Below are 21,482 nucleotides of genomic sequence, written 5' to 3'. Positions count from 1 at the left end.
ATTCCTCCCTGAACCCTGACCAACCCGACTTATGGCACGAATTCGACCGCCTTCAAGCCTATGTCCGATTGCGGACAATCGCTGCGATTCGTTCAAAACCGCTGATGCTTTTGGGCGACCTGGTGAGGGGCAAGGAGACGTCGGCTGAACCCGTTTCAACCGACATGCTTCAGGCAGCGGCCAGGCCGAAATAACGCTGCTCCTCCTTGTCATAAGCGCCATGTGTGAGCTTTATCAATCCGGCACGGTCGATGATCGTGATCTCGCCGCGCTTGGCGTGCACCAGTCCTCGATACTCAAGCATTTGCAGGGCCGTGGTGACCCCGGGCGGTGGGCGCGAGCATGGTCGCCAGAAATTCATGCGTCGGGAGGATCTTATCTCCTTCCGCACGGTCGTGGACCATCAGCTGCCAGCGGGCCAGCCGTTCTTCGACCTTGGAGTGGCCATTGACCAGTGCCGTCCGGCATGATTGGACGAGGAACGCGTGGGCATAGTCCAGCACTGAGGTGCGAAGCGACGGGCTAATCGCAGGGCGAAGGTTTTCAACCGGCAGGCGCCAGGTAGTGCTTTCCTTTCCGAGAATGACGGCAATTCCTTTCATCCCGTCATAGCCGACAATGCCGACTTCACCTTGCCGCCCGCCGGTCATGGTGGCGACCACCGACGCGATGCCCCTCTCGGGAAAATATACGTTCTTGATCGGCTGATGCGCGACCTCCAACTTGTCCTTGATGCCCGGTTCGACGTGATGCAGCGATGGTCGCAAAAGCGCGAAGTCCTGCGGGGTGAGGGCTTCAGCACCTGGTCGCGAAAGAGGGATCGGGCAAGGCTCTCTTCCAACGGGGCAAGAGCGCGTACGTCTTACTGTCGGCTGCACCGAAGTAAATGCCGGCCGATGCCAAAGCATAGGCTTCGAAACGCGCGATTGCAAAGCCCTGTCGGGGCAGTGCAGTCATGCTAGAAGTCGCGCCGCCTACGATAGGCAGCGGATGACATGATTCCCTTCTGCGGCGGCCACCAAGAACGGCTCGGGCACGCTTTAATCGTTCATACACAAGCTCGCAGGAATGTAAGCAGCGGAACAGTCGGGTGATTCGTACCGCCCTGCCCTTTCAGAGATCAAGTCATTGGACGTCAATTCGGCTGGAACGCCTCGTCGAACGGCCCAGGAAAATGCAGCCGGATGAGCAATGGTGGTTCACCTTATGTGCGGTCCCGGATATGCGGTCCGGCGGCTCATCTCCCAATGGCTTGTCGATGGGGAAGTGGAACTCGTCATGTCGCCGCGAACCGTCACCGCGCTAGCGGGGCTCTTTTGAAGACGCCGGTGTTTTTCTTTGTGGAACTGAATCTGTGAGGTGATTGATGCATGAATCAAACATTTGCGTATTTCCGCTGCATCGGCGACGTATATTGGTCGAAAGTATCGCCCAGGCCCTCGAGACCAAGAACGGCGAGGCGGCGAGCGCGTTCTGGCGCTGTGCCGCCAAGAAAATGCTCATTCAATTGTCCGATGTAGGAATTGCGCCAGAGCTCGCTGCGCAGGAGGTTGGAAGCCTTCTTCATGCGGTCTTGGACGACATGGCCAACCGAACGGTAATGCACAAAGCATAGGCTCGGGCGCTGTTGGACCGCGCGTCAGCTCGGGTCCTTATCGGGGGACTGCTCCGACTGGCCGACGGTCCGGCCAAACCGGCATACCGGCAAAGCTTTGAGGTTGCGATCGCTCACGGCGGCCGGTCCAATATTCTAAGACGACCTCAGAAGCCACGTTGGCTTCTTTGGACGAAGCGGAGGGGCGCCATTTTGGCGTGCTCACGCTGGACTGCGGGTTGCGCCTACGGAAATCCAAAGTCCGGCCGCGCGAGCCAATCGACCGGAACAGTCGAAAGCTCGTGGGGCGGGTCCGCTCACCCTCACGGCGGCGGTGGCGGCCGTGAGCAGACTTAACTCAAGTCACGGCTGAGCATCCGCAGGCGCTATGCCGATTGGATGAGAACTGGTTGCCACAACACCGGCCCGTTGAGGCGTCCCCTCCAGCGGATGCGCAAGAGACTGGCGTAGGAAATATCGAGGAAGCCGGCGACTGCCTCGGTGTTGCCGACCTGCTTGGGCTGTCCGATACGTGACAACGGCCAGGTCGCGAGACGAAGGATCCTTTCGATGCGCGTATCTGTCACCGTTACGATCCCGGAGAGATTGTTGGCCAAGCCGAATTCGATGATCCCCGCGAAGAGCTCGTAGGTTGCTTGGGCCAGGCCGCCAGCTGCCTTCGGCGCTGTCGCAGGGAGATCGAGCGCGAAACGACTACTCTCCCAGATATCGGCACTCGCAGGGACCACCATCTCATCCAGCAGCGTCGGAAACGTATCGCGCAACATTGTCGGTCCGGTGGTCGGCAAAAGGCGGACGCAGCCGCAAGTTCGCCAATCGGACCCCTTGAGAAGCAGGTAGACGGGGTTCAGGCTGTCAAACGAGTCCGTTTCCATTTCGCCTTCGGTCTGCACTTCCCAATCGAGCCGCTTCTTGAAAACCCGATACCTAAGTCCGTGCATTTCCTTGAGTTCGCTCGCAAACTCGGCGTAGCAGTCGGGTGTTATCAGCTGCATCATTGTCGTCTCCGTGCGGGATGTGTCCACGCAATCGAAGGGCAAAGCCGTCATGAATGCAGCCTGTAGACCTTTACAGCTAGACTTGGAGAGGATCAGGATCTCGCCCGAGCAGCCATCCGCACTACGGCCTGGTTGATGGTTCGCACGCCAAGCTTCGCCTTGGCGTTTTCCTGATGGAAGGTCACGGTGCGTTTCGAGACACCGAGAATCTGGCTGATATCCCAGGCCGACTTGCCGCACGCCGCCCATTTCAGGCACTCGAACTCCCGCCGGGTGAGCATTATGCCATCTACCACGCAATCTTCGGCGAGCCTGCGCCGGGCATGGATATGAACGTTGATCGCAACCAGTTGCATTGCTTTTTCGTAGCGCGTCAGCGACCTCAGAAATGGCGGATGCGCCTCGTTGGAGGCGAAGGTCAGTGCGGCGAACCGGCCGCGATGATCATGCATCGACATGGTCAGTCCGCCGCGAATGCCGAACTCAGCTGCTTTTTCCAGGACTTCCTGCTGAGAGGTCGGCAAATAACGGTGATCGCGGTCCACACCCCAGTCGAAGGTATCCCAGCCCCGCAGTCCCCGCAGGATCACGGGATCCACGCTGTGGTAGCGCTGTTGCAGGTAATGTGATGTCCATGATGATGGATAATTCGAGATCAATCGCGGCCTGTCGCCGGAAGCGGATGGGTAGGTGAAATAAGCGAAGAGCGGAAAGTCGAACCCGGCTGCGGCGGACGCCATTGCCTCATGGAGATCGACGGCATCGACGCTTGCAGAGAGTTGCTCGACCAAGGTTTCAAATACGCGATGCATCTGCGCTTAGCGTACCTCGCGGAGGTTGCTGGAAGCCGACGGAGACGTGGTTCTAAATGATGGCCTGTCCCTGCAGGGCATACGACGCGCCGCCGTCATCACCGCAATTGCTGTGCTGCTTCCGATTGGAGAGAGCTCCGCCCACCTGACCAACTACCGATGGGTGATATTGCGACGTTATCGATGAGCCGCGTGTCGCCAAGCCAAGCCGCAGCAAGCAAGCGTGCCGGTCGGTCAAGGCTTGCTAACGATTGCAGGTCTGTTTCTCCGCGAAGCTCCAGGTATTCGAGCTCGCGATAGCCGGCAGCCAGAATTGCTGCACGCGCTTCATCAAGCGTAGGCAGGATGGGGGAGCCGCGTGCAAGCCGCTCGGCCGTATCGAGCAGGACCGATGCTAGTTTTGGGGCAATGGCGCGTTGGGCTGGGGAGAGCCGCACGTTACGCGACGATAGCGCAAGACCATCGGCTTCGCGGACTGTCGGACAGGGCACAATAGTGATCGGAATGTCGAGATCCCGGACCAAGCGCCTGACAAGCTGAAGTTGCTGAAAATCCTTTTCGCCAAAAAAGGCGAAGTCAGCGCCGGCCTGCAGGAAGAGCTTGGCCACGACCGTCGCCACGCCATTGAAATGGCCGAGCCGGAATGCGCCGCAAAGGCATTCGCTGATGCCGGACACTGAAACGGCCGTGGCGAAGCCCACCTGGTACATTTCCTCTGTGTCCGGCACATAGAGCAGATGCGTGCCCAGCAGAGCGAGCTTGGCAGCATCGTCGCTTTCCGTCCGAGGGTAGGCAATCAGGTCGGCGGGGCTGTTGAACTGCTTGGGGTTTACGAACAGCGTCACGATCACCCGCTCGGCCCTTTCGAGCGCCTTCCGCACGAGGCTCAGATGCCCGTCGTGCAAGGCTCCCATGGTCGGCACAATACCGATCGTGGCACCCGAGCGACGCCATTGCGCAACGACGCCGCGCAGCTCGCTCACGGTTCGAGCGATCGGCACGCTCATGTGAAGTCACCGGCCTTCAAGGCGTTGACATAGAGATGTTCGACCGCCGGAAAGTGCCGGTTCCGCATATCGGTGGCGTAAGCGGCGATTGCCGCCTCAGCCTGCTCACCGAGCTCGGCATAGCGTTTGACGAACTTCGGCCGAAATGAGGTGAAGAGCCCGAGCATATCGTGGCTCACCAGAATCTGGCCGTCGCAAGCTGGCGAGGCACCGATGCCGATGGTGGGTATGTCGATATCGGCGGTTATCTGCCGTGCAAGCTGCTCCGGTATCTTTTCCAGCACCAAGGAGAAGGCGCCAGCTTCAGTTACCGCCCTGGCGTCGCGCCTGATCCGCTCTGCATCGGCTCCCCGGCCCTGCACACGATAGCCTCCAAACGTGTTTACCGCCTGCGGCGTCAGGCCCACATGGGCCATGACAGGTACGCCGCGCGCGGTAAGGAAGCGGATGGTTTCCGCGATGGTCTCGCCGCCCTCGATCTTTACCGCTGAACAACCGGTCTCACCCATCACGCGCGCAGCGTTGCCGAAAGCGTGCTCTGGGCTTTCCTCGTAGGAACCGAAGGGCAGGTCGACGACCATCAGCGCGTGTTCAAGGCCGCGGCGAACGGCCTGTCCGTGCATGATCATCATGTCGAGCGTGACCCCCAGCGTCGACGACAGGCCGTGCAGCACCATGCCGACGCTGTCGCCGACAAGAACGATGTCGCAGTGGCGATCGAGCAGCCTCGCGACCGGCGTGGTGTAGGCCGTCAAGCATACAAGTGGCGTCTGGCCTTTTCGCGATCGAATATCTGGAGGAGTCATCCCTTTTATCTCACCAGCCGCGCTCAACCGAGGCCCCTTCCCTTACGTTACCAACAGCGGGTGTCGCGTTTGGCATATTTTTGTGCGACTGCGAAGAGCTAAAAACAGCGCTTGAGTACTCCGGTGTTGACGTGCTGGCTTCCAAGGTTACATTCAATCGATTAAGGCGCTCCGTTGGGCCAACCCGCTTTCGCAAACATGGATCCTCAGACAAGAAGAACCAAGAAAGGCAAAGCCGCCGTCAAAGCTGACGAAGCCAAAGTGGACCTGACTGCCGTCGTGGTCGCCGTAAACGACAGTGAGCCCTGTGTCCTCACAGTCGGTCATGCGGACACCCTCCCTTCTGGACCTTTTGCCCTTGAGCATCGATCACTGCAGTCGGGTTTGAGGGGGTGGGTGGAGCAGCAGACCGGCCATGCACTTGGATACATCGAGCAACTCTACACCTTCGCCGATCGCGATCGCATCGGCACTGAGCGCCACCAGCGCGTCATCTCAATCAGCTATCTCGCATTGACCAGGAAGGAACAGGCAACGAACTCGGCCGCGTGCGGCTGGCAAAGTTGGTACGAATATTTTCCCTGGGAGGACCACCGCTTCGGCACGCCGCCTGTGCTGCTCGATAGATTGCGGCCCCGCCTGATTGAGTGGGCCGGCGGCGCCAGCGAGCCGACCACTCAACGCGAGCGCCGGCAGCGCGCTGCGATAGCCTTCGGCTTCGACGACCGCCATTGGAACGAGGAACTCACGCTCCAACGCTACGAGTTGCTCTATGAAGCTGCTCTGATTGAGGAGGCCGGTGGCGGCAGGGACGCGATTGCGGCCGCGGCTGGCAAACCAATGGTCGCTGACCACCGTCGTATTCTGGCAACCGGGATCGCGCGGCTGCGTTCGAAGATCAAATACCGGCCGGTCGTGTTCGAGCTTATGCGGCCTTCCTTCACGCTGCTGCAACTGCAGCGAACCGTGGAAGCTTTGGCTGGCAGGCTGATCAACAAGCCGAACTTCCGGAGATTGGTCGAGCAGCAGGAACTTGTTGAGGAGACCGGGGAGACCTCCCTCGACACGGGCGGCCGACCGGCGAAGCTTTATCGCTTCCGGCATGCCGTCCTCGACGACAGGGCTATCGCCGGGACAAAATTACCGCTGGCGCGGGCTTGACATACTTATAGTCAAGGTAGATATATTCCCTTATTGTCAAACCGAATATAATCGAGGCGCCAATGACTGGGGCGTTACCTATGGCTGCGTCCTTGTATGAGCGTGTCCGGCGGGTGATCCCACCCGTTGAATGGCCCGCGTTCGCCGGCGATATTGAAGCCATCTTAGCGCTGAAGCGTGAGCGCAATGCGGTGGTGCTGGCGCACAATTACCAGACGCCCGAAATTTTTCATTGCGTGGCAGACATCGTCGGCGACAGCCTGGCGTTGGCCCACAAGGCGGTGACGGTCGACGCCGACATCATCGTGGTTGCCGGCGTTCATTTCATGGCCGAGACGGCAAAACTGCTCAATCCGAACAAGACCGTGCTCATCCCGGATCTCCGCGCCGGCTGCTCGCTGGCCGAATCGATCACGGCAAACGACGTGCGGCTAATGCGGCTGCGGTATCCGGGGGTCCCCGTTGTTACTTACGTCAACACTTCCGCCGCCGTAAAAGCGGAGTCCGACATCTGCTGCACGTCCGGCAACGCCAAGGCGGTGGTGGAATCGCTTGGCGTGGCGCGTGTGCTGATGCTCCCGGACGAATATCTGGCGAGGAACGTGGCAGCCGATACAGACGTCGAGATCATCGCCTGGAAAGGCCATTGCGAGGTGCATGAGCGCTTCACCGCAGCAGACATCCGGGAACTGCGCGATGCCCATCCAGGCGTCATCGTGCTGGCCCATCCAGAATGCCCACCAGACGTTGTCGCGGAGGCGGAGTTCTCCGGCTCGACCGCGGCGATGTCGGATTATGTCGAGCGTGAGAAACCGAAGCGTGTCGTCCTTCTGACCGAATGTTCGATGAGCGACAACGTCGCGGTCGCGCATCCCGACGTCGAGTTCGTTCGCCCATGCAATCTGTGCCCGCACATGAAGCGCATCAACCTGGCCAACATTCGCGCCGCACTCGAGCAGAACCGGCATGAGGTCCGGATTGATCCCGAAATTGCCGGCCCCGCCCGCCGCGCGGTCGAGCGCATGCTTTCCCTATGAGTCTGGAGGTTCGCGAAATCGCGGGGGCGCCGGTCGTCATCGGCGGCGGCATTGCCGGCCTGATGACGGCGCTTCATCTGGCGCCGGAACCGGTCGTGCTTTTGACCAACGCGCCGCTTGGAACCGGAGCCTGCAGTGAACTTGCCCAGGGCGGTCTTGCGGCAAGTCTCGGGGGCGACGACGGCCCAGATTTTCACCTTTGCGACACGATAGCTGCCGGCGACGGACTCTGCGATGAGGCCACGGTGCGGCGAGTGGTACGAGCTGCACCCGAAGCGATTAGGACGATCCAAAGGTTCGGCGTCGACTTCGACCAGCACCCTGACCGCGCGTTGCGACTTGGGCTCGAGGCGGCACACTCGCGACGGCGGATTGTGCATGCAGCCGGCGACGCCACCGGTCGCGAGTTGGTGCGCGCGCTCGTCGCCGCGGTTCGGCGTACAGCCTCGATCACCATTATCGAAAATGTGGAGGTCCGCCGGCTGGTCGTGCAGGACGGGTCGGTCATCGCCGTGGTCGCAGCAGGACGAGCCGGCGCGCTCGCTCTGCCCACGCGTCGCGCGGTGCTGGCGACCGGCGGCGTCGGCGGGCTGTTTTGCGACACGACAAACCCCGCTGGCTCATGGGGTCACGGGCTGGCGCTCGCCGCATGGGCGGGGGCGGAACTCGCCGACTTGGAATTCATACAGTTCCATCCAACTGCGCTCGACGGTCCGCGCCGGCCGATGCCGCTGGTGAGCGAAGCCGTGCGTGGCGAAGGCGCGGTGCTCATCGATGAGCGAGGAGAGCGCTTCCTCGCCGACACACCTGGCGGTGAACTTGCGCCTCGCGACGTCGTAGCGCGCGCCATTTGGCACCAGCTTGCCGTTGGACGCCGCGTATTCCTGGACGCACGGCAAAGTCTCGGCCCGAGATTTGGCAAGCGTTTTCCAGGCATCGCCGAATTGTGCCGGAGCGCAGGAATCGACCCAGCGACCGACCTGATCCCGGTGCGCCCGGCGGCACATTATCACATGGGCGGCGTCGCCGTAGACAGCGCCGGCCGCAGCTCCATCGAGGGATTGTGGGCCTGCGGTGAGGTGGCCTGTACCGGCCTGCACGGCGCCAACCGCCTGGCCAGCAACTCGCTCACCGAAGCGGCGGTCACCGCGAGCTGGGTTGCCGAAAGCGTTGCCGGCACGTCGTATACCCGGCGACCGCGCAGATGCTCCACATTCGTCCCTCCACGACCAGACGCTTCCGTGGTCCGCCCGATTGTCTCCGCCGCCCTGGGTATCATCCGCGACGGCGAGGCAATGCGCGAAGCGGTGGCGACCCTGCTGCCGATCGCAGCCAATAGTGTCGCTGCCTCTGGTCCGGCTTTGGTCTCACTGATGATCGCCGCGGCGGCCCTGAGGCGGGAAGAGAGTCGAGGCGCGCACTGTCGGTCCGATTTCCCGCTCCACGATGCCAACGTGCGCCCATCACGGCTGACACTGCACAGCGCAATGCGGGCCGCGGCCGCACTCGATTGCCGGGCTACCATACGGAGCACTTGATATGACTTCATTCTCCCCCCTCCCCGCGACCCTGATCGAACCGATTGTGCGCGTTGCGCTCCTCGAAGACCTGGGCAGATCCGGCGACCTGACCACCGATGCGGTTATCCCGTATGATTGCACTGCCACGTTGGTGCTCAAAGCGAGGCAGGCGGGCGTCGTTGCCGGGCTCGATCTGGTCTCGTATGCCTTCCTTCTCGTGGAACCGGCGATCAACATCCAGATCTGGCGCCCTGATGGCAGCGAGGTTGGGGCCGGGGAAACCATTGCAAGATTGTCCGGACCCGCACGAGGCCTGCTCACGGCCGAACGCACGGCCCTCAATTTCTTATGCCGGCTGAGCGGCATTGCCACTGCCACAGCGGCCATGGTTGAGGCCGTGCGCGGTCACAAGGCGAGGATTGTATCGACGCGAAAGACGACGCCCGGGCTGCGGGCATTGGAGAAATACGCCGTGCGCGTCGGCGGCGGTGCCAATCACCGGTTCGGCCTCGATGACGGCGTGCTCATAAAGGACAACCACATCGCGATCGCCGGCGATATGCGCACAGCAATAGAGCGGGCGCGCGCCGCAGCAGGGCATATGGTGAAGGTCGAGGTCGAGGTCGACACGCTGAAGCAGCTCGATGCAGCGCTCGCGATTGGTGTTGACGCGGTGCTGCTCGACAATATGTCGGTCGAGGATCTTGCCCGCGCGGTTTCTATAGTGGATGGCCGTACGATCACCGAGGCGTCCGGTCGGGTGATGCCGAAAACGGCGGCGGCGATTGCGGCGACCGGTGTCGATCTCATCTCCATGGGTTGGCTGACGCACAGCGCCCCGATCCTCGACATCGGCCTGGACATGCCGGACCACCAGAACATCTGCAAGCACTTGAACTGAGGATTACGGCGTGAGGAGCAACATCAGCTCGGCAGGCGTAGGAGGTGCTGGAAAGACGTGCCGCAGCTCGCCTTTAGCGAGTGCGCCCCAAAGCCAAGAAGGCGTACCGGACTAGCAAACAAAGGTTTGACGATGACGATTGGAATGAACTCGGAGTTCGACGTGAACCAGACCATGCAATCGGTCGACGGAACGCCTCCGCGATGGAACCGCAAAGAGGCCGAGGCCATCTACGGCATGCCATTCAACGATCTGCTGTTCCTGGCTCAGACGATCCACCGCCAGAACTTCGATCGAAACCGAGTGCAGCTGTCGCGGCTCCTTAGCATCAAGACCGGCGGGTGCCCCGAAGATTGCGGCTATTGCAGCCAGTCTGCGCATTACGAAACCGGTGTGAAGGCGTCGAAGCTGGTGGACGTCAAGCATGTCATCGACGAAGCGGCCAAGGCGCGTGATGGCGGCGCAACGCGCTATTGCATGGGCGCGGCGTGGCGAAGTCCCAAGGAGCGCGACATGGACGTTGTGGTCGCCATGATTGAGGGCGTCAAGGCCCTCGGCATGGAGACCTGCATGACGCTCGGCATGCTCGATCTTGAGCAAGCTGCTCGCCTGAAGCAGGCCGGTCTCGACTACTATAACCACAACATCGATACCTCTGAGCGCTACTATGGCGAGGTTATTTCAACCAGGACTTTTGCCGACCGGCTGAAAACGCTTGGGCACGTGCGCGCGGTTGGGATGAAAGTCTGCTGCGGCGGCATTGTCGGGATGGGAGAAGAAAAGACCGATCGCATCGACATGCTGGTCACGCTCGCGAACCTGCCCGAGCCGCCGGAAAGCGTGCCGATCAACATGCTTATTCCCATCGAAGGCACGCCGCTTGCCGCGGCCGACGCCATCGATCCGATCGATTTCGTCCGCATCGTTGCGCTCGCGCGGGTGATGATGCCGAAATCCTATGTAAGGCTGTCCGCCGGCAGGACGGCGATGAGCGACGAAACGCAGGCGCTGTGCTTCTTTGCCGGCGCCAATTCGATCTTTGTCGGCGACACGCTGCTGACGGCGGGAAATCCCGGCGAGGACAAGGATACCCTTCTGTTCCGGCGCCTCGGCATTGAGCCTATGGAACTCGCCACGCAATGAAGGAGGCAATTCTTGCCCGCTATGACGCAACCTTGCGGGGACTGGGGCGCAAGGACCGGTTGCGGACGCTCGCACCGCGCGCCGGGCTCGACTTCTCGTCGAACGACTATATCGGACTTGCCGCCTCCAAAAGACTGGGCGATGCGGTTTCGACGGCGATTGCGCGGGGCACGCCAGTGGGCGCCACCGGATCGCGGCTGTTGCGCGGCAATGCACCGGAACATGAGCAACTGGAGGCGGACGCAGCGGCATTTTTCGGAGCCGAGCGTGCACTGTTCTTCGGCAGCGGCTATATCGCCAACTTCGCTCTGCTGACGGCCCTGCCGCAGAAAGGCGACCTGCTGGTCCTCGACGAGCTCGCTCATGCCAGCATGCATGAGGGTGCCCAGGCCGGGCGCGCTGAGTTCAAGCTGGCCGCGCACAACGACGTCGACGCTGTCGAGGACGCAATCACCCGCTGGCGCGCCGAAGGCGGCATGGGGCGGGTGTGGATCGCCTTCGAAAGCCTTTACAGCATGGATGGCGACCGTGCGCCGATGGAGAGCCTGGTCGCGCTGGCTGATCGGTACCAGGCATTCATCGTCGTCGATGAAGCGCATGCCACCGGCGTCTGGGGACCGGACGGCCGGGGACTGGCCGCCGCGTATGAAGGCCGCGACAACATCGTCACGCTCCACACATGCGGCAAGGCGCTTGGCGCATCCGGCGCGCTCGTTACCGGACCGCGAACACTGTGCGACTATCTTATCAACCGGTGCCGGCCATTCATCTATGCGACCGCACCATCGCCGCTGATGGCAGTCGCGGCACGTGAGGCGCTGACTATTCTGTCTGACGAGCCTATGCGTCGTGCTCAGTTGCACGAGCGTGTCGCTTTCGCGAGCCGGCAATTGGCCGAACGCTGCGGCGTGATGCCCAGCGGCTCGCAGATCCAGCCGCTTGTGATCGGCGATAACAGCCGCACCATGGCGGTGGCGGCAGGACTGCAGGCACGCGGCTTCGACATACGCGGCATTCGCCCGCCGACAGTGCCTGAGGGTACGTCGCGCCTGCGCATTTCGCTGACTCTCAACGTCGACGAAGCCGACATTTCCGCCATGGTCGAGGCTCTCGTCGGAGTGTTGGCCACAGCATGACCAAACGCATCGTCGTCACCGGAACAGACACTGGAATTGGCAAGACAGTGTTTTCGGCCGGACTTGCCGGGCTGCTCGACGGCTTCTACTGGAAGCCGGTGCAATCGGGCCTCAACGAGGAGACCGACAGCGAGGTCGTCGCCCGGCTTTCCGGCTTGCCCGACGGACGCGTGCTGCCCGAAGTCTATCGACTGACGATGCCGCTGTCGCCGCATCGATCAGCCGAAATCGACGGCGTCGCGATCGAGGCCGACGATCTTTCATTTCCGGTCCTGCCGACACCGCTCGTCATCGAAGGCGCCGGCGGGCTGATGGTGCCGCTCAATCGACAGACAAGGTTCATTGACATATTCGAACAATGGCGGCTGCCGGTCATACTGTGCGCCCGCACCGCGCTTGGCACCATCAATCATACGCTGTTGTCGATCGAGGCCCTGAGAGCCCGCTCCATCCCGCTCATCGGCATTGCCTTCATTGGCGAAGAGGTGGCCGATACACAAAGGACAATCGTGGAATTCGGCGGCGTGCCGCAGCTGGGCAGGCTGCCGCACCTCGGTCCGCTGACGGGTGAAACGTTGAGAGATGCAATGATTTCCGGCTTCGACCTGGCCATGATTGCCGGAGGCGACTGATGGCGGAGTCTCGAGTCTGGCATCCGTTCACGCAGCACGCGCTAGAGCCCTCGCTCCCTGAAATCGTGCTGACTGAAGGCGCCTATCTCCACAAGGCCGACGGCTTCCGCATCCTCGATGCGATTTCTTCCTGGTGGGTCGTCACCCATGGCCATCGCCACCCCCGCATCATGAAGGCCATCGAGACGACCGCCTCGAGCCTCGACCAGATCATCTTCGCGGGCTTCACCCACGAGCCGGCCGAACGGCTGGCCGAGGCGCTTGTAGGCATCGCACCCGCCGGCCTCCACCGGGTGTTCTATTCCGACAGTGGCTCGACCTCAGTCGAAGTCGCGCTGAAGATGGCGCTCGGCTATTTCCGTAACATCGGCGCGTCGCGTTCGCGCATCGCCGTCATGGAGCACAGCTATCATGGCGACACCATCGGCACGATGAGCGTCGGCGCCCGTGGCGTCTTCAACGCCGCCTATGAGCCTTTGCTGTTCGAGGTCGACACCATCCCCTTCCCGGCCGCCGGGCGCGAGCAGGAAACGCTGGATCGGTTCGAGGCCGTTAGCCGCGACCGGCGCGCAGCCGCGCTGATCGTCGAGCCGCTGGTGCTTGGCGCCGGCGGCATGCTGATGTATCCGGCCTGGGTTCTTGCCGAATTGAAGAGGATCGCCGAAGCCTCCGGCACGCTCGTGATCGCCGATGAAGTGATGACCGGCTGGGGGCGCACCGGAACCATGTTTGCCTGCGAACAGGCGTCCGTCTCGCCCGACATCTTGTGCACCTCGAAAGGTCTGACCGGTGGTACCATCCCGCTGGCCGCCACGATCGCCACCGATGCCATCTTCCACGCTCACTTTTCGGAGGATCGCAAGAAGACGTTTTTCCATTCGAGCTCCTACACCGCCAATCCGATCGCCTGCGCGGCAGCACTTGCCAATGTCGAGATCTGGCGTGACGAGCCGGTGGCCGAGCGGATCGCGGTCTTGAGCGCGAGGCAGGCCGCGGGGCTGCAACGCTTCCGGGACAATCCATATTTCACCGACTGCCGGACAACCGGCACCATCGCGGCACTCGACCTACGCACCGGCTCAGCCGGTTATCTGGCCGAGATCGGGCCAAAACTGCGCGCTTTTTTCCTTGAGCGCGGCCTGTTGGTGCGCCCGCTCGGCAATGTCCTCTATCTTCTGCCGCCCTATTGCATCACCAGCGACGAATTGGACGGGCTCTATGACGCGATAGAGGAGGCCGGCGAACGCTTCGGCTCGCGGCCATGAACCTATCGTCGCGCGTTCTCGGCTTCGGCCATCATGCGCCGACGCGCAAGGTCGAGAACCCGGAAATCGAAGACCGGCTCGGGCTTGAGCCCGGCTGGATCGAGCGGCGCACCGGAATTCGCTCGCGCTTCTGGGCAACAGACGAAGACACGCTGTCGGGCCTTGCCGCCTCTGCCGGCGACATGGCGCTGACCAATGCCGGTATCGACCGCGGCGACGTCGGTCTACTCTTGCTCGCCACGTCGACGCCCGATCACCTTCTGCCGCCAAGCGCGCCGCTGGTCGCACATCGGCTGGGGCTAGGCCGCGCCGGAGCGATCGACCTGACCGGCGCCTGCGCCGGCTTCATCTATGCGCTGATGTTCGCCGACGGGTTCACCCGCCTGCACGGCAAAGCGAGCCTTGTCATCGCCGCCAACATCCTCAGCCACCGCATCAATTTGGCCGAGCGCGCCAGCGCCGTGCTGTTTGCCGATGCCGCCGGCGCCATGGTGATCAGTCCTTGCGATGACCCGGATCGAGGCATTCTCGGCGCTTCGGTGGATTCCGACGGCTCGCGCTACGGGCTAATCCAGATTCCCGCCGGGGGAAGCAACACTCCGTTCCATGCCGACCTCGACCTCGCGCAGACACGGATGACGATCACTGACGGCCGTGAAGTATTCAGCAAGGCCGTGGAGATGATGACCGCCTGCTCGAGAGATGCGCTCACTGCTGCCCGACTGAGGCCGCAAGACCTCGATCGTTTCGTGCCGCATCAGGCCAATGCGCGCATTTTCGACGCGGTCGGCAGGAACCTCGGCATCGCTGATCACTCGATCGTCAAGACGATCGCCGAATATGGCAACTCTTCCGCCGCGACGATCCCGCTCTCATTGTCGCTGGCCCATCGGGCGCAGCCGTTTCGGCCTGGCGAGAAAGTCCTCTTGGCGGCAGCGGGTGCGGGTCTCAGCGGCGGCGCGCTTGTGGTGGGAATTTAGCAAAGCAATGCTTGCGCACAGGACTGCTCATGAATGAGACTATGAGAATGGCTCAATACGCAAATAGTCGCCGGCAAGCTCCATAGAGCTGGGGTCCGTGCGGTGCTCCGCGATGTCTAAGTATCGACCCGCTTGCTCAAATCGCAGCGCTCATCGAAGGCCAGCAATACCTCATGCAGAGCGAAAATCCCCAACCGCCCGTTTCAAAGACGCTCGCCCCATTTCGAAACAAGGTGTTTCGCTCAATTTGGGCGGCCACCCAGATTTCCAGCCTCGGTTGGCTAGTGCAAACGGTCGCCATCAGTTGGCTTATGGCAACGATTTCAGCGTCCGACCTCATGGTGGCACTCGTCCAGGCCGCATCCACATTGCCGGTGTTCTTCCTCTCAGTTTTCGCCGGAGCCATTGCCGACAACTTCAGCCGCCGGTGGGTGATGTTTGCGGGACACTGCCTGATAGCATCGGCGTCGACGACGCTGATGATTTCTGTGGGTCTGGGATTTGTCAGTCCTTGGCTGATTCTCGGGTTAGGTTTCCTGGCCGGCTGCGGCTTTGCCTTGAATGATCCGGCTTGGCACGCTTCGGTCGGCGATATCCTTCACAAACGCGACATTCCGGCCGCAGTGACGCTTATGTCCGTCGGATACAACATTGTGCGCAGCGTTGGTCCAGCCTTGGGGGGCGTGATCCTGGCCGTCTTTGGGCCGCTGGCCGCTTTCGCCTTGGCTGCGGTGAGTGATCTGGCGCCCATAAGCGCGATATGGCGCACCAAATGGGAGGTCCGCTCTTCGCCTCTCCCTCGTGAGAGAATGACGACGGCAATTCATGACGGAGTGCGCTTTACGGCGATGTCTTTGGAGATCAGGGCAGCGACCGCCCGAGCCGCTCTTTTCGGGTTGGCAAGCATCTCCATTCTGGCGTTGCTCCCCCTCGTCGTCCGGGATCAGTTGAAGAGTGGGCCAATTGTCTACGGTATCTTATTGGCCGGCTTCGGCATGGGTGCTTTCATCGCGGGTATGGGCAACGGCTTCTTGAGGAAGGTCACGTCTCAAAACAGGCTGGTGGCCTTCGCCTCTGTGGCTTGTGCAGTCTGTTGCCTCTCCCTTGCCCTTACATCGTCGCTTCCTGTGGCGGCCATTTCGCTGGCGCTCGGCGGAGCGGGTTGGCTTATCACCTGGACGGGCATTGACGTGTCGGTGCAGTTGGCAAGCCCAAGGTGGGTTGTAGGCCGCACGCTCTCCATTTACTACGCCTTGAGCGCAGGCGGTATGGCTGCTGGCAGCTGGATCTGGGGTTCTGTCGCGCAAAACTATTCCTTGACCTCAGCATTGGAGGGCGCCGCAGGCGCTCTGTTGCTGGTTGCAGCAGCGGGGATCGTGTTGCCGGTCCGTCCCTGGGAAGAAACCGATCAAGAAAGTTCAGTTTTTCATCCGCCGGACGTGGCTCTCGATCTGAAACCCAGAAGTGGCCCTATCGTGGCCAAGGTCGAGTATTTGATATCGGAGGAAAATATCGAGGCCTTTCTGGGCTCCATGCGCACGCGGCGACACGTCCAGAGCCGTGCCGGTGCACGAAACTGGACGCTCCAGCGAAATCTGCAAACACCGTCACTTTGGACGGAGACATTCCGCACCCCCACCTGGATGGACTTTCTCCGCCTAAATCATCGACTCACCGCAGCAGATAAGGAAGTCGCCCAGCATCTCCTGTCACTGCATGAAGGAGAGGTGCCTCCGCAGACAGTGCTTTCGATTGAACGGACGACCGAGGCAATTCGTACCCGTACCTCGACAATCTTTTCTCGTCCTCCAAGATGACGCCATCAAGCTGCTGTCCAGGGACAGGGTGGATCACCGGTGCTTTGCAGAGCACAGCCTCACACCGAGAGCAGCGTGCTCCGGGTTGTGCGCTTTCGCGCGCACCCAGGCGAGATGATGGTGAACGCGGCGTCAAGTGGAAGTCCCCTGCATACGCTTGCGGAGTCTTCTGCGAGAGCCCATGCCGACGAGCGCCAAACAAGGTCTGATGCCTTTCGGCGTCGTGGCCTCAACTCATCGATTCGCGAGAAAAGCATCGAATGCAGCAGCAACGGCGCGAACAACAAAGCGGTGCTCCGGCCGCACGCGGATGAAGCCGTTTTCGACGTCCAGGATCCCCTCCTCAGCCAGCGTCACCAAACTCTCAACTGAATCGAGAAAACGAGCTGGTTCGATTTCGTGGGCGGCACAGATGGTCGGCACGTCGGCCTCCAAATCGCACATCAGTCGCTCGATGATCGCTGCGCGCACCCGGTCATCGTCGGTCAGACGGTGACCCTTTGATGTCGCCAGACGTCCACTTGCGATGTGCCGGGCGTAAGAATCCCGTGTTACTTCGTTCTGAACATACCCCTCGCGGACTCGGCCAATAGCCGACGCGCCGAAGCCGATCACGTTTTGCAAGTATCGGCCGAGTATCCCAGCGAATTACGCCGTAGGCGCCCGGTCTTCTGGCGCTAGCGCAAGTTCGTCGTCCGGCGGAGCGAAATGATCGAGCCCGATCTCCCGGTAGCCAGCGCCAACCAGTGTCTCGGCGACAGTTGCAGCCTGTTCGGCGCGAAGATCGCCGTCCGGTAGACCTGCCTGCTCGATTAGGCGCTGATTCTTTATCACGGAAGGAATATGCGCGTATCCGAACACCGCAAGCCGGTTGGGGCGCATGGCGACCGCAGCCATCGCGGTCTGGATGCAGGACTGCACAGTCTGTTTCGGTAGACCGAAGATGAGGTCGAAGTTGATATGGCCAACGCCATGCCGGCGGAGATTTTGGACTGCAGCGGCCGTCTGCACCTTACTCTGGATCCGATTGATCGCCTTTGCACATCGGGATCAAAGCTCTGCATCCGATGCTCGCGCGGTTGACACCGTTAGCTGCCAGGGCTTCGGCCATTTCCGGTGTGAACGTTCGGGGATCGATCTCCACGGCGATCGCAGCAGTTTTGCTGAAAGCGAAGTGGCGGCGTAGAAATTCCATCAGCGCCAAGTGCTCGGCTGGCCCGATAAGGTGAGGCGTTCCGCCGCCGAAATGCACATCGCTCACCGGCAGCCCTTGCCGCACTTGCTCCGACACCAAACTGATCTCCTGACGCAGCACCGCTAAATAATTAAGGATCGGGCCGTTGCGACGGATGACCGCGGTAGGGAAGCCGCAATACCAGCACATGGATCGGCAAAACGGAATGTGGAAATAGAGCGACACCGATTCGTCGGCCGGGAGGCCCCCCAGCCATTCCTCATAATCGTCAGCACCAACTGCCGCAGAGAAGTCTGGCACAGTCGGATAGATGGTATACCAAGGCGGCCGGGGGTCCCGGTACTTTGTCAGGATTGAGGTGTGCAAGGAGCTGTCATCCCACGTCGCTCATCCATCATTCTTTCGTTGCGCGCTCGTCCTGGTCTCTGACCTAAGTCAGTGCGTCCCGCTTATGTCGCAGTCTCGTTTGGACAGGATGGGGTCAACCACGCCGGGGAGCGCGCGTGCCATGGTTGCGCCTGAGGTGATGGTGCGGTGCCGCATTCAACGTCTGAGTACGTGACGCCAGTGCAGTGTGCTTGAGGCGTCTGCGGAAGAACTTTGCAATGCGAAATTCATGTCCGACGCAACGGACCTGTCAAGCCTCGTTCAGACGCCATCCAGGTCCAGCCAGCGGCCTTCCCTGCCGGCCGAAAAACCATACCGGCTTTAGCCACCGAGACGCTCTAAAGCTGACGTCGGCTCATTTGATGAAAGGAGGACGCCGCTAGGGGGTGCACAAGGTTCCCCGGCTTGACGTCGCTTCGAGCGAAGAGCGGTGTGGCTTGTCGTCAAGCGCCGGGCAGCGTGCCCCCTACCGATATCCCGAAAAGATCGACCAAGATGGCCATGCCGACGCCACACGCGGTCTGGATGAGGCCGACCATGAAAATGCGATTGGCGCGTTCGTAGATGGGGCGCCGCAAGGAACTCATGTCGAGCAGCATGGACAGCGCTCTCATCTGCAGTGCGATGCCGAGCAGGATCGGCACTACGGCGAACAGATCGTAGAGTTGCCATGGCAAGGGGTTCGCGGCCCAATGAGTGAGGAAGCCGAGGGAAAAGGCAAGCAGGATACCCACGGCAGTGATTGTGCCGTTGCGGAAAATGGTCTCGATCGGTTCTTCCTTCGGATCGTGCTCGTCCAAGCGGCTTCCTTTCGTTGCTCTTTCCGTCGAGACTAAGTTCTCGAGAATACTGTTCATCGCCAATTACTCGAGGCGAGCCGTAGGCAGCCGTTTCAGGGTGCGCTCCCTCTCGCTTCCGGCCGCGCAATGTACCTGCACGGCGAACTTACAGCGGCGAAAAGGTGCTGCGGCCACCATGCGACGCCTCGGACGTGCACGCCCTCTGTTCCTGGCGCAGCCCTTGCGGAGCGTACGCGCAGTGATCCTTCTCGGTAGCGGATGGCGCGGCCTCCGTTGCGGTCAGACGGGAAGCCGTCGCTGTTAAACGAGACTGTCACATATCGAACATGGCGAACCGTGTCGCACATTTCTTTTCGCAGTGACCCTCAAAAAAAGTGATTCCAGCGAGACGAAGGCGCGTCGGCCCGATTTTGGTGTCGGCCGCATCTACGCTTCAGGTTGGCATGTCGCTTGCTGCTCTATTCGGAGAGCTGCAGCGGTCCGACCGGAGTGTTTCACATGTAAACGATAATGAATCTCCTAGCAGAAAACACTATTATAAGTACATGTGGCTTTTACGCTGGCTCACCTCTCGTGTCAAGCGCTTTGGCGTCCACATATTGGAGACAACACGCACAAAATTTAGAGGAAAAGCTTGCTCTTTCGCCTCTATCCTTTTTATTCCTTCATGGAGATCTAGACATGTACATCAAGAGTCCTCTTCTCGGCTTAACTGCTCTGATGACCATTTCCGTCGGTCGAGCAGCTGGCGCCGAGCGGGAACCGGCCGAGTACATCAAGATCTGCGACGTCCTCGGCTCGGGATATTCCTATATTCCCAACACCGAGACCTGCCTGCGCATCGGCGGCTATGTCCGTTACGATATCGGCCTGGGTGACGTCCGATCGTATGACAGCGCAAGAACCTCGGACGTGAGAACTGGCGAGGACCAAGGCACTTGGCGAAACAGCACACGCTTCACGTTCAAAACTTGGACCGGCCAGCAGACCGAGCTCGGCGCGTTGACGACCTATACCGAAACCCAGGTGAATTTTGGCAACAGCGCTAACTCGCATGACAGTCCTCAGAACTATGATTTCAACAGCGGCCTCGCACTGGCTTCTGCCTGGGTCGAGCTGGGAGGCCTGCGAGTTGGCAAGGAGGGGTCGGCCTTCGATACGTTTGCAAGCTACGCTGGCAACGTTCTCGATAGTATGCTCGTTCCGTCGGCCGGCTTCGACACCAACGTGGCTCAGTACCACTTCGACGCCGGCAACGGCATTTCGACTGTGATTTCGCTCGAACAAGGATCGGGCTCAGCCGGTACTATCGACAGCTATATTCCGCACGTTGTCGCCGGCTTGAAATACACGCAAGGCTGGGGCTCGATCATCGGCGTCGCGGCTTATGACAGCAATTACGAAGCTTTTGCCGGCAAGATCCGCGTCGACGTCGCTGTCACAAACCAGCTGTCGCTGTTTGGACTCTTCGGCTACGGTTCCAATGCCAGTCTCAACGAGGACTCAAACGGCGCAATTGCCAATCATGGGCGCGGCTCGTACAAAATCTGGAACGGCCAGTGGGCTTTCTGGGCGGGCGCCACCTACGAGTTTGACGAGAAAACTTCGTTCAACCTTCAGGTCTCGGGTGATCAGCTCAAGGATGCTGGTGTGGCTGCAAACGTCGCCTACATGGTCGTTCCCGGCTTCACGGTCACAGCCGAGGTCGATTACGACCACTACGGCAACTCTGGCCTCGGCCCTGCCGAGCCTACCGCCGTCAAGGGCACGAGCAAGCCGAACAGCGTCGGCGGCATTCTCCGCTTACAAGGCTCATTTTGAAATCTCTCCAGTCGCGAGCATGGCAAAGGCACTTGCCTCGACAACGCACGCATGGAGAGCTTCGTTCGCCATCTTGAAGTCTGCATCGACCGTCCACGGCCCATCGTACCAACTAGAAACTGAAAGTTATGAGCCCTGTGTACTACACCTAGCCCTTGACCTGCCCGATGAACCGGCCAGGGGCCGTCAGTTCAAATTCGGGGCCGTTTAGAGGGCAGTGTGAGGCCGTGTTAGGTAAGCGCCACTGCAATGTCGAGGCCGCGACACGCCTGTCGCTTTGGACGGCTGGAATTGCCCTTCGCGGCGCCATTCATTCTCTCAACATTTACGTGATAATGCACGCTGAGTCCGAGCCGCGTGGCAGCACCCATCCTAGGTGTGAGCTTTCGAGAGGTTGTCCATTCGGACCGGACCGAGGAGACTGGAGTTACCACGCTTCAGCATCCATC

Annotated in this window: 19 protein-coding genes and 1 pseudogene; 12 read left to right on the top strand and 8 right to left on the bottom strand. The window is 60.9% G+C overall.

Annotation, left to right across the window (positions count from 1 at the left end; all coding sequences use genetic code 11):
* Positions 1–169 precede the first annotated feature (169 nt).
* Both P9217_RS29365 and P9217_RS29360 read right to left on the bottom strand, forming a co-directional pair.
* Positions 170–304 carry a hypothetical protein gene (locus tag P9217_RS29365; protein ID WP_256754986.1) on the bottom strand — a complete coding sequence of 45 codons (135 nt, stop codon included), beginning with the start codon at positions 302–304 and terminating at the stop codon, positions 170–172.
* Positions 297–767 (bottom strand): hypothetical protein, encoded by a 471-nt coding sequence (locus tag P9217_RS29360; protein ID WP_224570941.1) that lies wholly within the window; start codon positions 765–767, stop codon positions 297–299. The genes P9217_RS29365 and P9217_RS29360 overlap by 8 nt, the downstream gene beginning before the upstream one ends.
* A 599-nt stretch (positions 768–1,366) precedes the next feature.
* Between P9217_RS29360 and P9217_RS29355 the strand changes: the two genes are divergently transcribed.
* The gene (locus P9217_RS29355; protein WP_063169245.1) at positions 1,367–1,615 is read left to right on the top strand and encodes a DUF6074 family protein; all 249 of its coding nucleotides are present in this window, start codon (positions 1,367–1,369) and stop codon (positions 1,613–1,615) included.
* Between the two features lie 365 nt (positions 1,616–1,980).
* On the opposite strand, the gene P9217_RS29350 is transcribed toward P9217_RS29355, so the two are convergent.
* The 4 genes from P9217_RS29350 to panB all read right to left on the bottom strand — a co-directional run bounded on the left by P9217_RS29350 (position 1,981) and on the right by panB (position 5,265).
* Positions 1,981–2,613 (bottom strand): acyl-homoserine-lactone synthase, encoded by a 633-nt coding sequence (locus P9217_RS29350; RefSeq protein WP_063169246.1) that lies wholly within the window; start codon positions 2,611–2,613, stop codon positions 1,981–1,983.
* 92 nt (positions 2,614–2,705) lie between these two features.
* A complete protein-coding gene (locus P9217_RS29345; protein WP_063169247.1) occupies positions 2,706–3,425 on the bottom strand; it encodes a LuxR family transcriptional regulator in 720 nt (239 codons plus the stop codon).
* Between the two features lie 98 nt (positions 3,426–3,523).
* On the bottom strand, positions 3,524–4,432 hold the full coding sequence (gene panC, locus P9217_RS29340; protein WP_063169248.1) for a pantoate--beta-alanine ligase: 909 nt from the start codon (positions 4,430–4,432) through the stop codon (positions 3,524–3,526).
* Positions 4,429–5,265 carry a 3-methyl-2-oxobutanoate hydroxymethyltransferase gene (gene panB, locus P9217_RS29335; protein WP_063169249.1) on the bottom strand — a complete coding sequence of 279 codons (837 nt, stop codon included), beginning with the start codon at positions 5,263–5,265 and terminating at the stop codon, positions 4,429–4,431. Before panB ends, panC begins: the two co-directional genes overlap by 4 nt.
* Before the next feature lie 171 nt (positions 5,266–5,436).
* Here panB and P9217_RS29330 point away from each other — a divergent pair, with 171 nt between their 5' ends.
* The 10 genes from P9217_RS29330 to P9217_RS29285 all read left to right on the top strand — a co-directional run bounded on the left by P9217_RS29330 (position 5,437) and on the right by P9217_RS29285 (position 16,830).
* Positions 5,437–6,399 (top strand): membrane protein, encoded by a 963-nt coding sequence (locus P9217_RS29330; protein WP_024505567.1) that lies wholly within the window; start codon positions 5,437–5,439, stop codon positions 6,397–6,399.
* Between the two features lie 62 nt (positions 6,400–6,461).
* The gene (gene nadA / locus P9217_RS29325; RefSeq protein ID WP_063169250.1) at positions 6,462–7,436 is read left to right on the top strand and encodes a quinolinate synthase NadA; all 975 of its coding nucleotides are present in this window, start codon (positions 6,462–6,464) and stop codon (positions 7,434–7,436) included.
* Positions 7,433–8,974 (top strand): L-aspartate oxidase, encoded by a 1,542-nt coding sequence (locus P9217_RS29320; protein WP_063169251.1) that lies wholly within the window; start codon positions 7,433–7,435, stop codon positions 8,972–8,974. The genes nadA and P9217_RS29320 overlap by 4 nt, the downstream gene beginning before the upstream one ends.
* 1 nt (position 8,975) lies before the next feature.
* Positions 8,976–9,857: a carboxylating nicotinate-nucleotide diphosphorylase gene (gene nadC, locus P9217_RS29315; protein WP_063169252.1), complete on the top strand. Its 882-nt coding sequence runs from the start codon at positions 8,976–8,978 to the stop codon at positions 9,855–9,857.
* 174 nt (positions 9,858–10,031) lie between these two features.
* Positions 10,032–11,000 (top strand): biotin synthase BioB, encoded by a 969-nt coding sequence (gene bioB / locus P9217_RS29310; RefSeq protein ID WP_224570943.1) that lies wholly within the window; start codon positions 10,032–10,034, stop codon positions 10,998–11,000.
* Complete coding sequence (locus tag P9217_RS29305; RefSeq protein WP_024505572.1) at positions 10,997–12,136, top strand: 8-amino-7-oxononanoate synthase; 1,140 nt, start codon at positions 10,997–10,999, stop codon at positions 12,134–12,136. Before bioB ends, P9217_RS29305 begins: the two co-directional genes overlap by 4 nt.
* Positions 12,133–12,768 carry a dethiobiotin synthase gene (gene bioD, locus P9217_RS29300; RefSeq protein WP_063169254.1) on the top strand — a complete coding sequence of 212 codons (636 nt, stop codon included), beginning with the start codon at positions 12,133–12,135 and terminating at the stop codon, positions 12,766–12,768. Before P9217_RS29305 ends, bioD begins: the two co-directional genes overlap by 4 nt.
* On the top strand, positions 12,768–14,033 hold the full coding sequence (locus P9217_RS29295) for an adenosylmethionine--8-amino-7-oxononanoate transaminase (RefSeq protein WP_063169255.1): 1,266 nt from the start codon (positions 12,768–12,770) through the stop codon (positions 14,031–14,033). Before bioD ends, P9217_RS29295 begins: the two co-directional genes overlap by 1 nt.
* Positions 14,030–15,013, top strand: coding sequence for a beta-ketoacyl-ACP synthase III (locus P9217_RS29290; protein WP_063169256.1), 984 nt, complete (start codon positions 14,030–14,032; stop codon positions 15,011–15,013). The genes P9217_RS29295 and P9217_RS29290 overlap by 4 nt, the downstream gene beginning before the upstream one ends.
* Positions 15,014–15,186: 173 nt before the next feature.
* On the top strand, positions 15,187–16,830 hold the full coding sequence (locus tag P9217_RS29285; protein WP_063169257.1) for an MFS transporter: 1,644 nt from the start codon (positions 15,187–15,189) through the stop codon (positions 16,828–16,830).
* A 234-nt stretch (positions 16,831–17,064) separates the two neighbouring features.
* Here the strand turns inward: P9217_RS29285 and hemN are convergent.
* Together hemN and P9217_RS29275 are read right to left on the bottom strand one after the other, a co-directional pair.
* Positions 17,065–18,391: pseudogene (gene hemN, locus P9217_RS29280) on the bottom strand (oxygen-independent coproporphyrinogen III oxidase).
* Between the two features lie 464 nt (positions 18,392–18,855).
* Positions 18,856–19,212: a hypothetical protein gene (locus P9217_RS29275; protein WP_024505577.1), complete on the bottom strand. Its 357-nt coding sequence runs from the start codon at positions 19,210–19,212 to the stop codon at positions 18,856–18,858.
* 681 nt (positions 19,213–19,893) lie between these two features.
* Between P9217_RS29275 and P9217_RS29270 the strand changes: the two genes are divergently transcribed.
* Positions 19,894–21,033 carry a porin gene (locus P9217_RS29270; RefSeq protein ID WP_063169258.1) on the top strand — a complete coding sequence of 380 codons (1,140 nt, stop codon included), beginning with the start codon at positions 19,894–19,896 and terminating at the stop codon, positions 21,031–21,033.
* The last annotated feature ends 449 nt before the right edge of the window (positions 21,034–21,482 follow it).

The sequence above is a fragment of the Mesorhizobium sp. WSM4989 genome (assembly GCF_029625795.1).
In the GTDB taxonomy this organism is placed as follows: Bacteria; Pseudomonadota; Alphaproteobacteria; order Rhizobiales; family Rhizobiaceae; genus Mesorhizobium.
The sequence above is the reverse complement of the archived record's forward strand: the minus strand, read 5'-3'. Positions and strand labels throughout refer to the sequence as shown.

Excerpts from the sequence above, each read along its gene's own strand:
- P9217_RS29305 (WP_024505572.1), top strand. The coding sequence starts at position 10,997 with ATGAAGGAGGCAATTCTTGCCCGCTATGACGCAACCTTGCGGGGACTG.
- P9217_RS29330 (WP_024505567.1), top strand. The coding sequence starts at position 5,437 with ATGGATCCTCAGACAAGAAGAACCAAGAAAGGCAAAGCCGCCGTCAAA.
- P9217_RS29295 (WP_063169255.1), top strand. The coding sequence starts at position 12,768 with ATGGCGGAGTCTCGAGTCTGGCATCCGTTCACGCAGCACGCGCTAGAG.
- bioB (WP_224570943.1), top strand. The coding sequence starts at position 10,032 with ATGCAATCGGTCGACGGAACGCCTCCGCGATGGAACCGCAAAGAGGCC.
- P9217_RS29350 (WP_063169246.1), bottom strand. The coding sequence starts at position 2,613 with ATGATGCAGCTGATAACACCCGACTGCTACGCCGAGTTTGCGAGCGAA.
- P9217_RS29270 (WP_063169258.1), top strand. The coding sequence starts at position 19,894 with ATGTACATCAAGAGTCCTCTTCTCGGCTTAACTGCTCTGATGACCATT.
- P9217_RS29365 (WP_256754986.1), bottom strand. The coding sequence starts at position 304 with ATGCTTGAGTATCGAGGACTGGTGCACGCCAAGCGCGGCGAGATCACG.
- panC (WP_063169248.1), bottom strand. The coding sequence starts at position 4,432 with ATGAGCGTGCCGATCGCTCGAACCGTGAGCGAGCTGCGCGGCGTCGTT.
- P9217_RS29285 (WP_063169257.1), top strand. The coding sequence starts at position 15,187 with ATGCAGAGCGAAAATCCCCAACCGCCCGTTTCAAAGACGCTCGCCCCA.
- P9217_RS29320 (WP_063169251.1), top strand. The coding sequence starts at position 7,433 with ATGAGTCTGGAGGTTCGCGAAATCGCGGGGGCGCCGGTCGTCATCGGC.
- P9217_RS29345 (WP_063169247.1), bottom strand. The coding sequence starts at position 3,425 with ATGCATCGCGTATTTGAAACCTTGGTCGAGCAACTCTCTGCAAGCGTC.
- nadA (WP_063169250.1), top strand. The coding sequence starts at position 6,462 with ATGACTGGGGCGTTACCTATGGCTGCGTCCTTGTATGAGCGTGTCCGG.
- bioD (WP_063169254.1), top strand. The coding sequence starts at position 12,133 with ATGACCAAACGCATCGTCGTCACCGGAACAGACACTGGAATTGGCAAG.
- nadC (WP_063169252.1), top strand. The coding sequence starts at position 8,976 with ATGACTTCATTCTCCCCCCTCCCCGCGACCCTGATCGAACCGATTGTG.
- P9217_RS29290 (WP_063169256.1), top strand. The coding sequence starts at position 14,030 with ATGAACCTATCGTCGCGCGTTCTCGGCTTCGGCCATCATGCGCCGACG.
- P9217_RS29355 (WP_063169245.1), top strand. The coding sequence starts at position 1,367 with ATGCATGAATCAAACATTTGCGTATTTCCGCTGCATCGGCGACGTATA.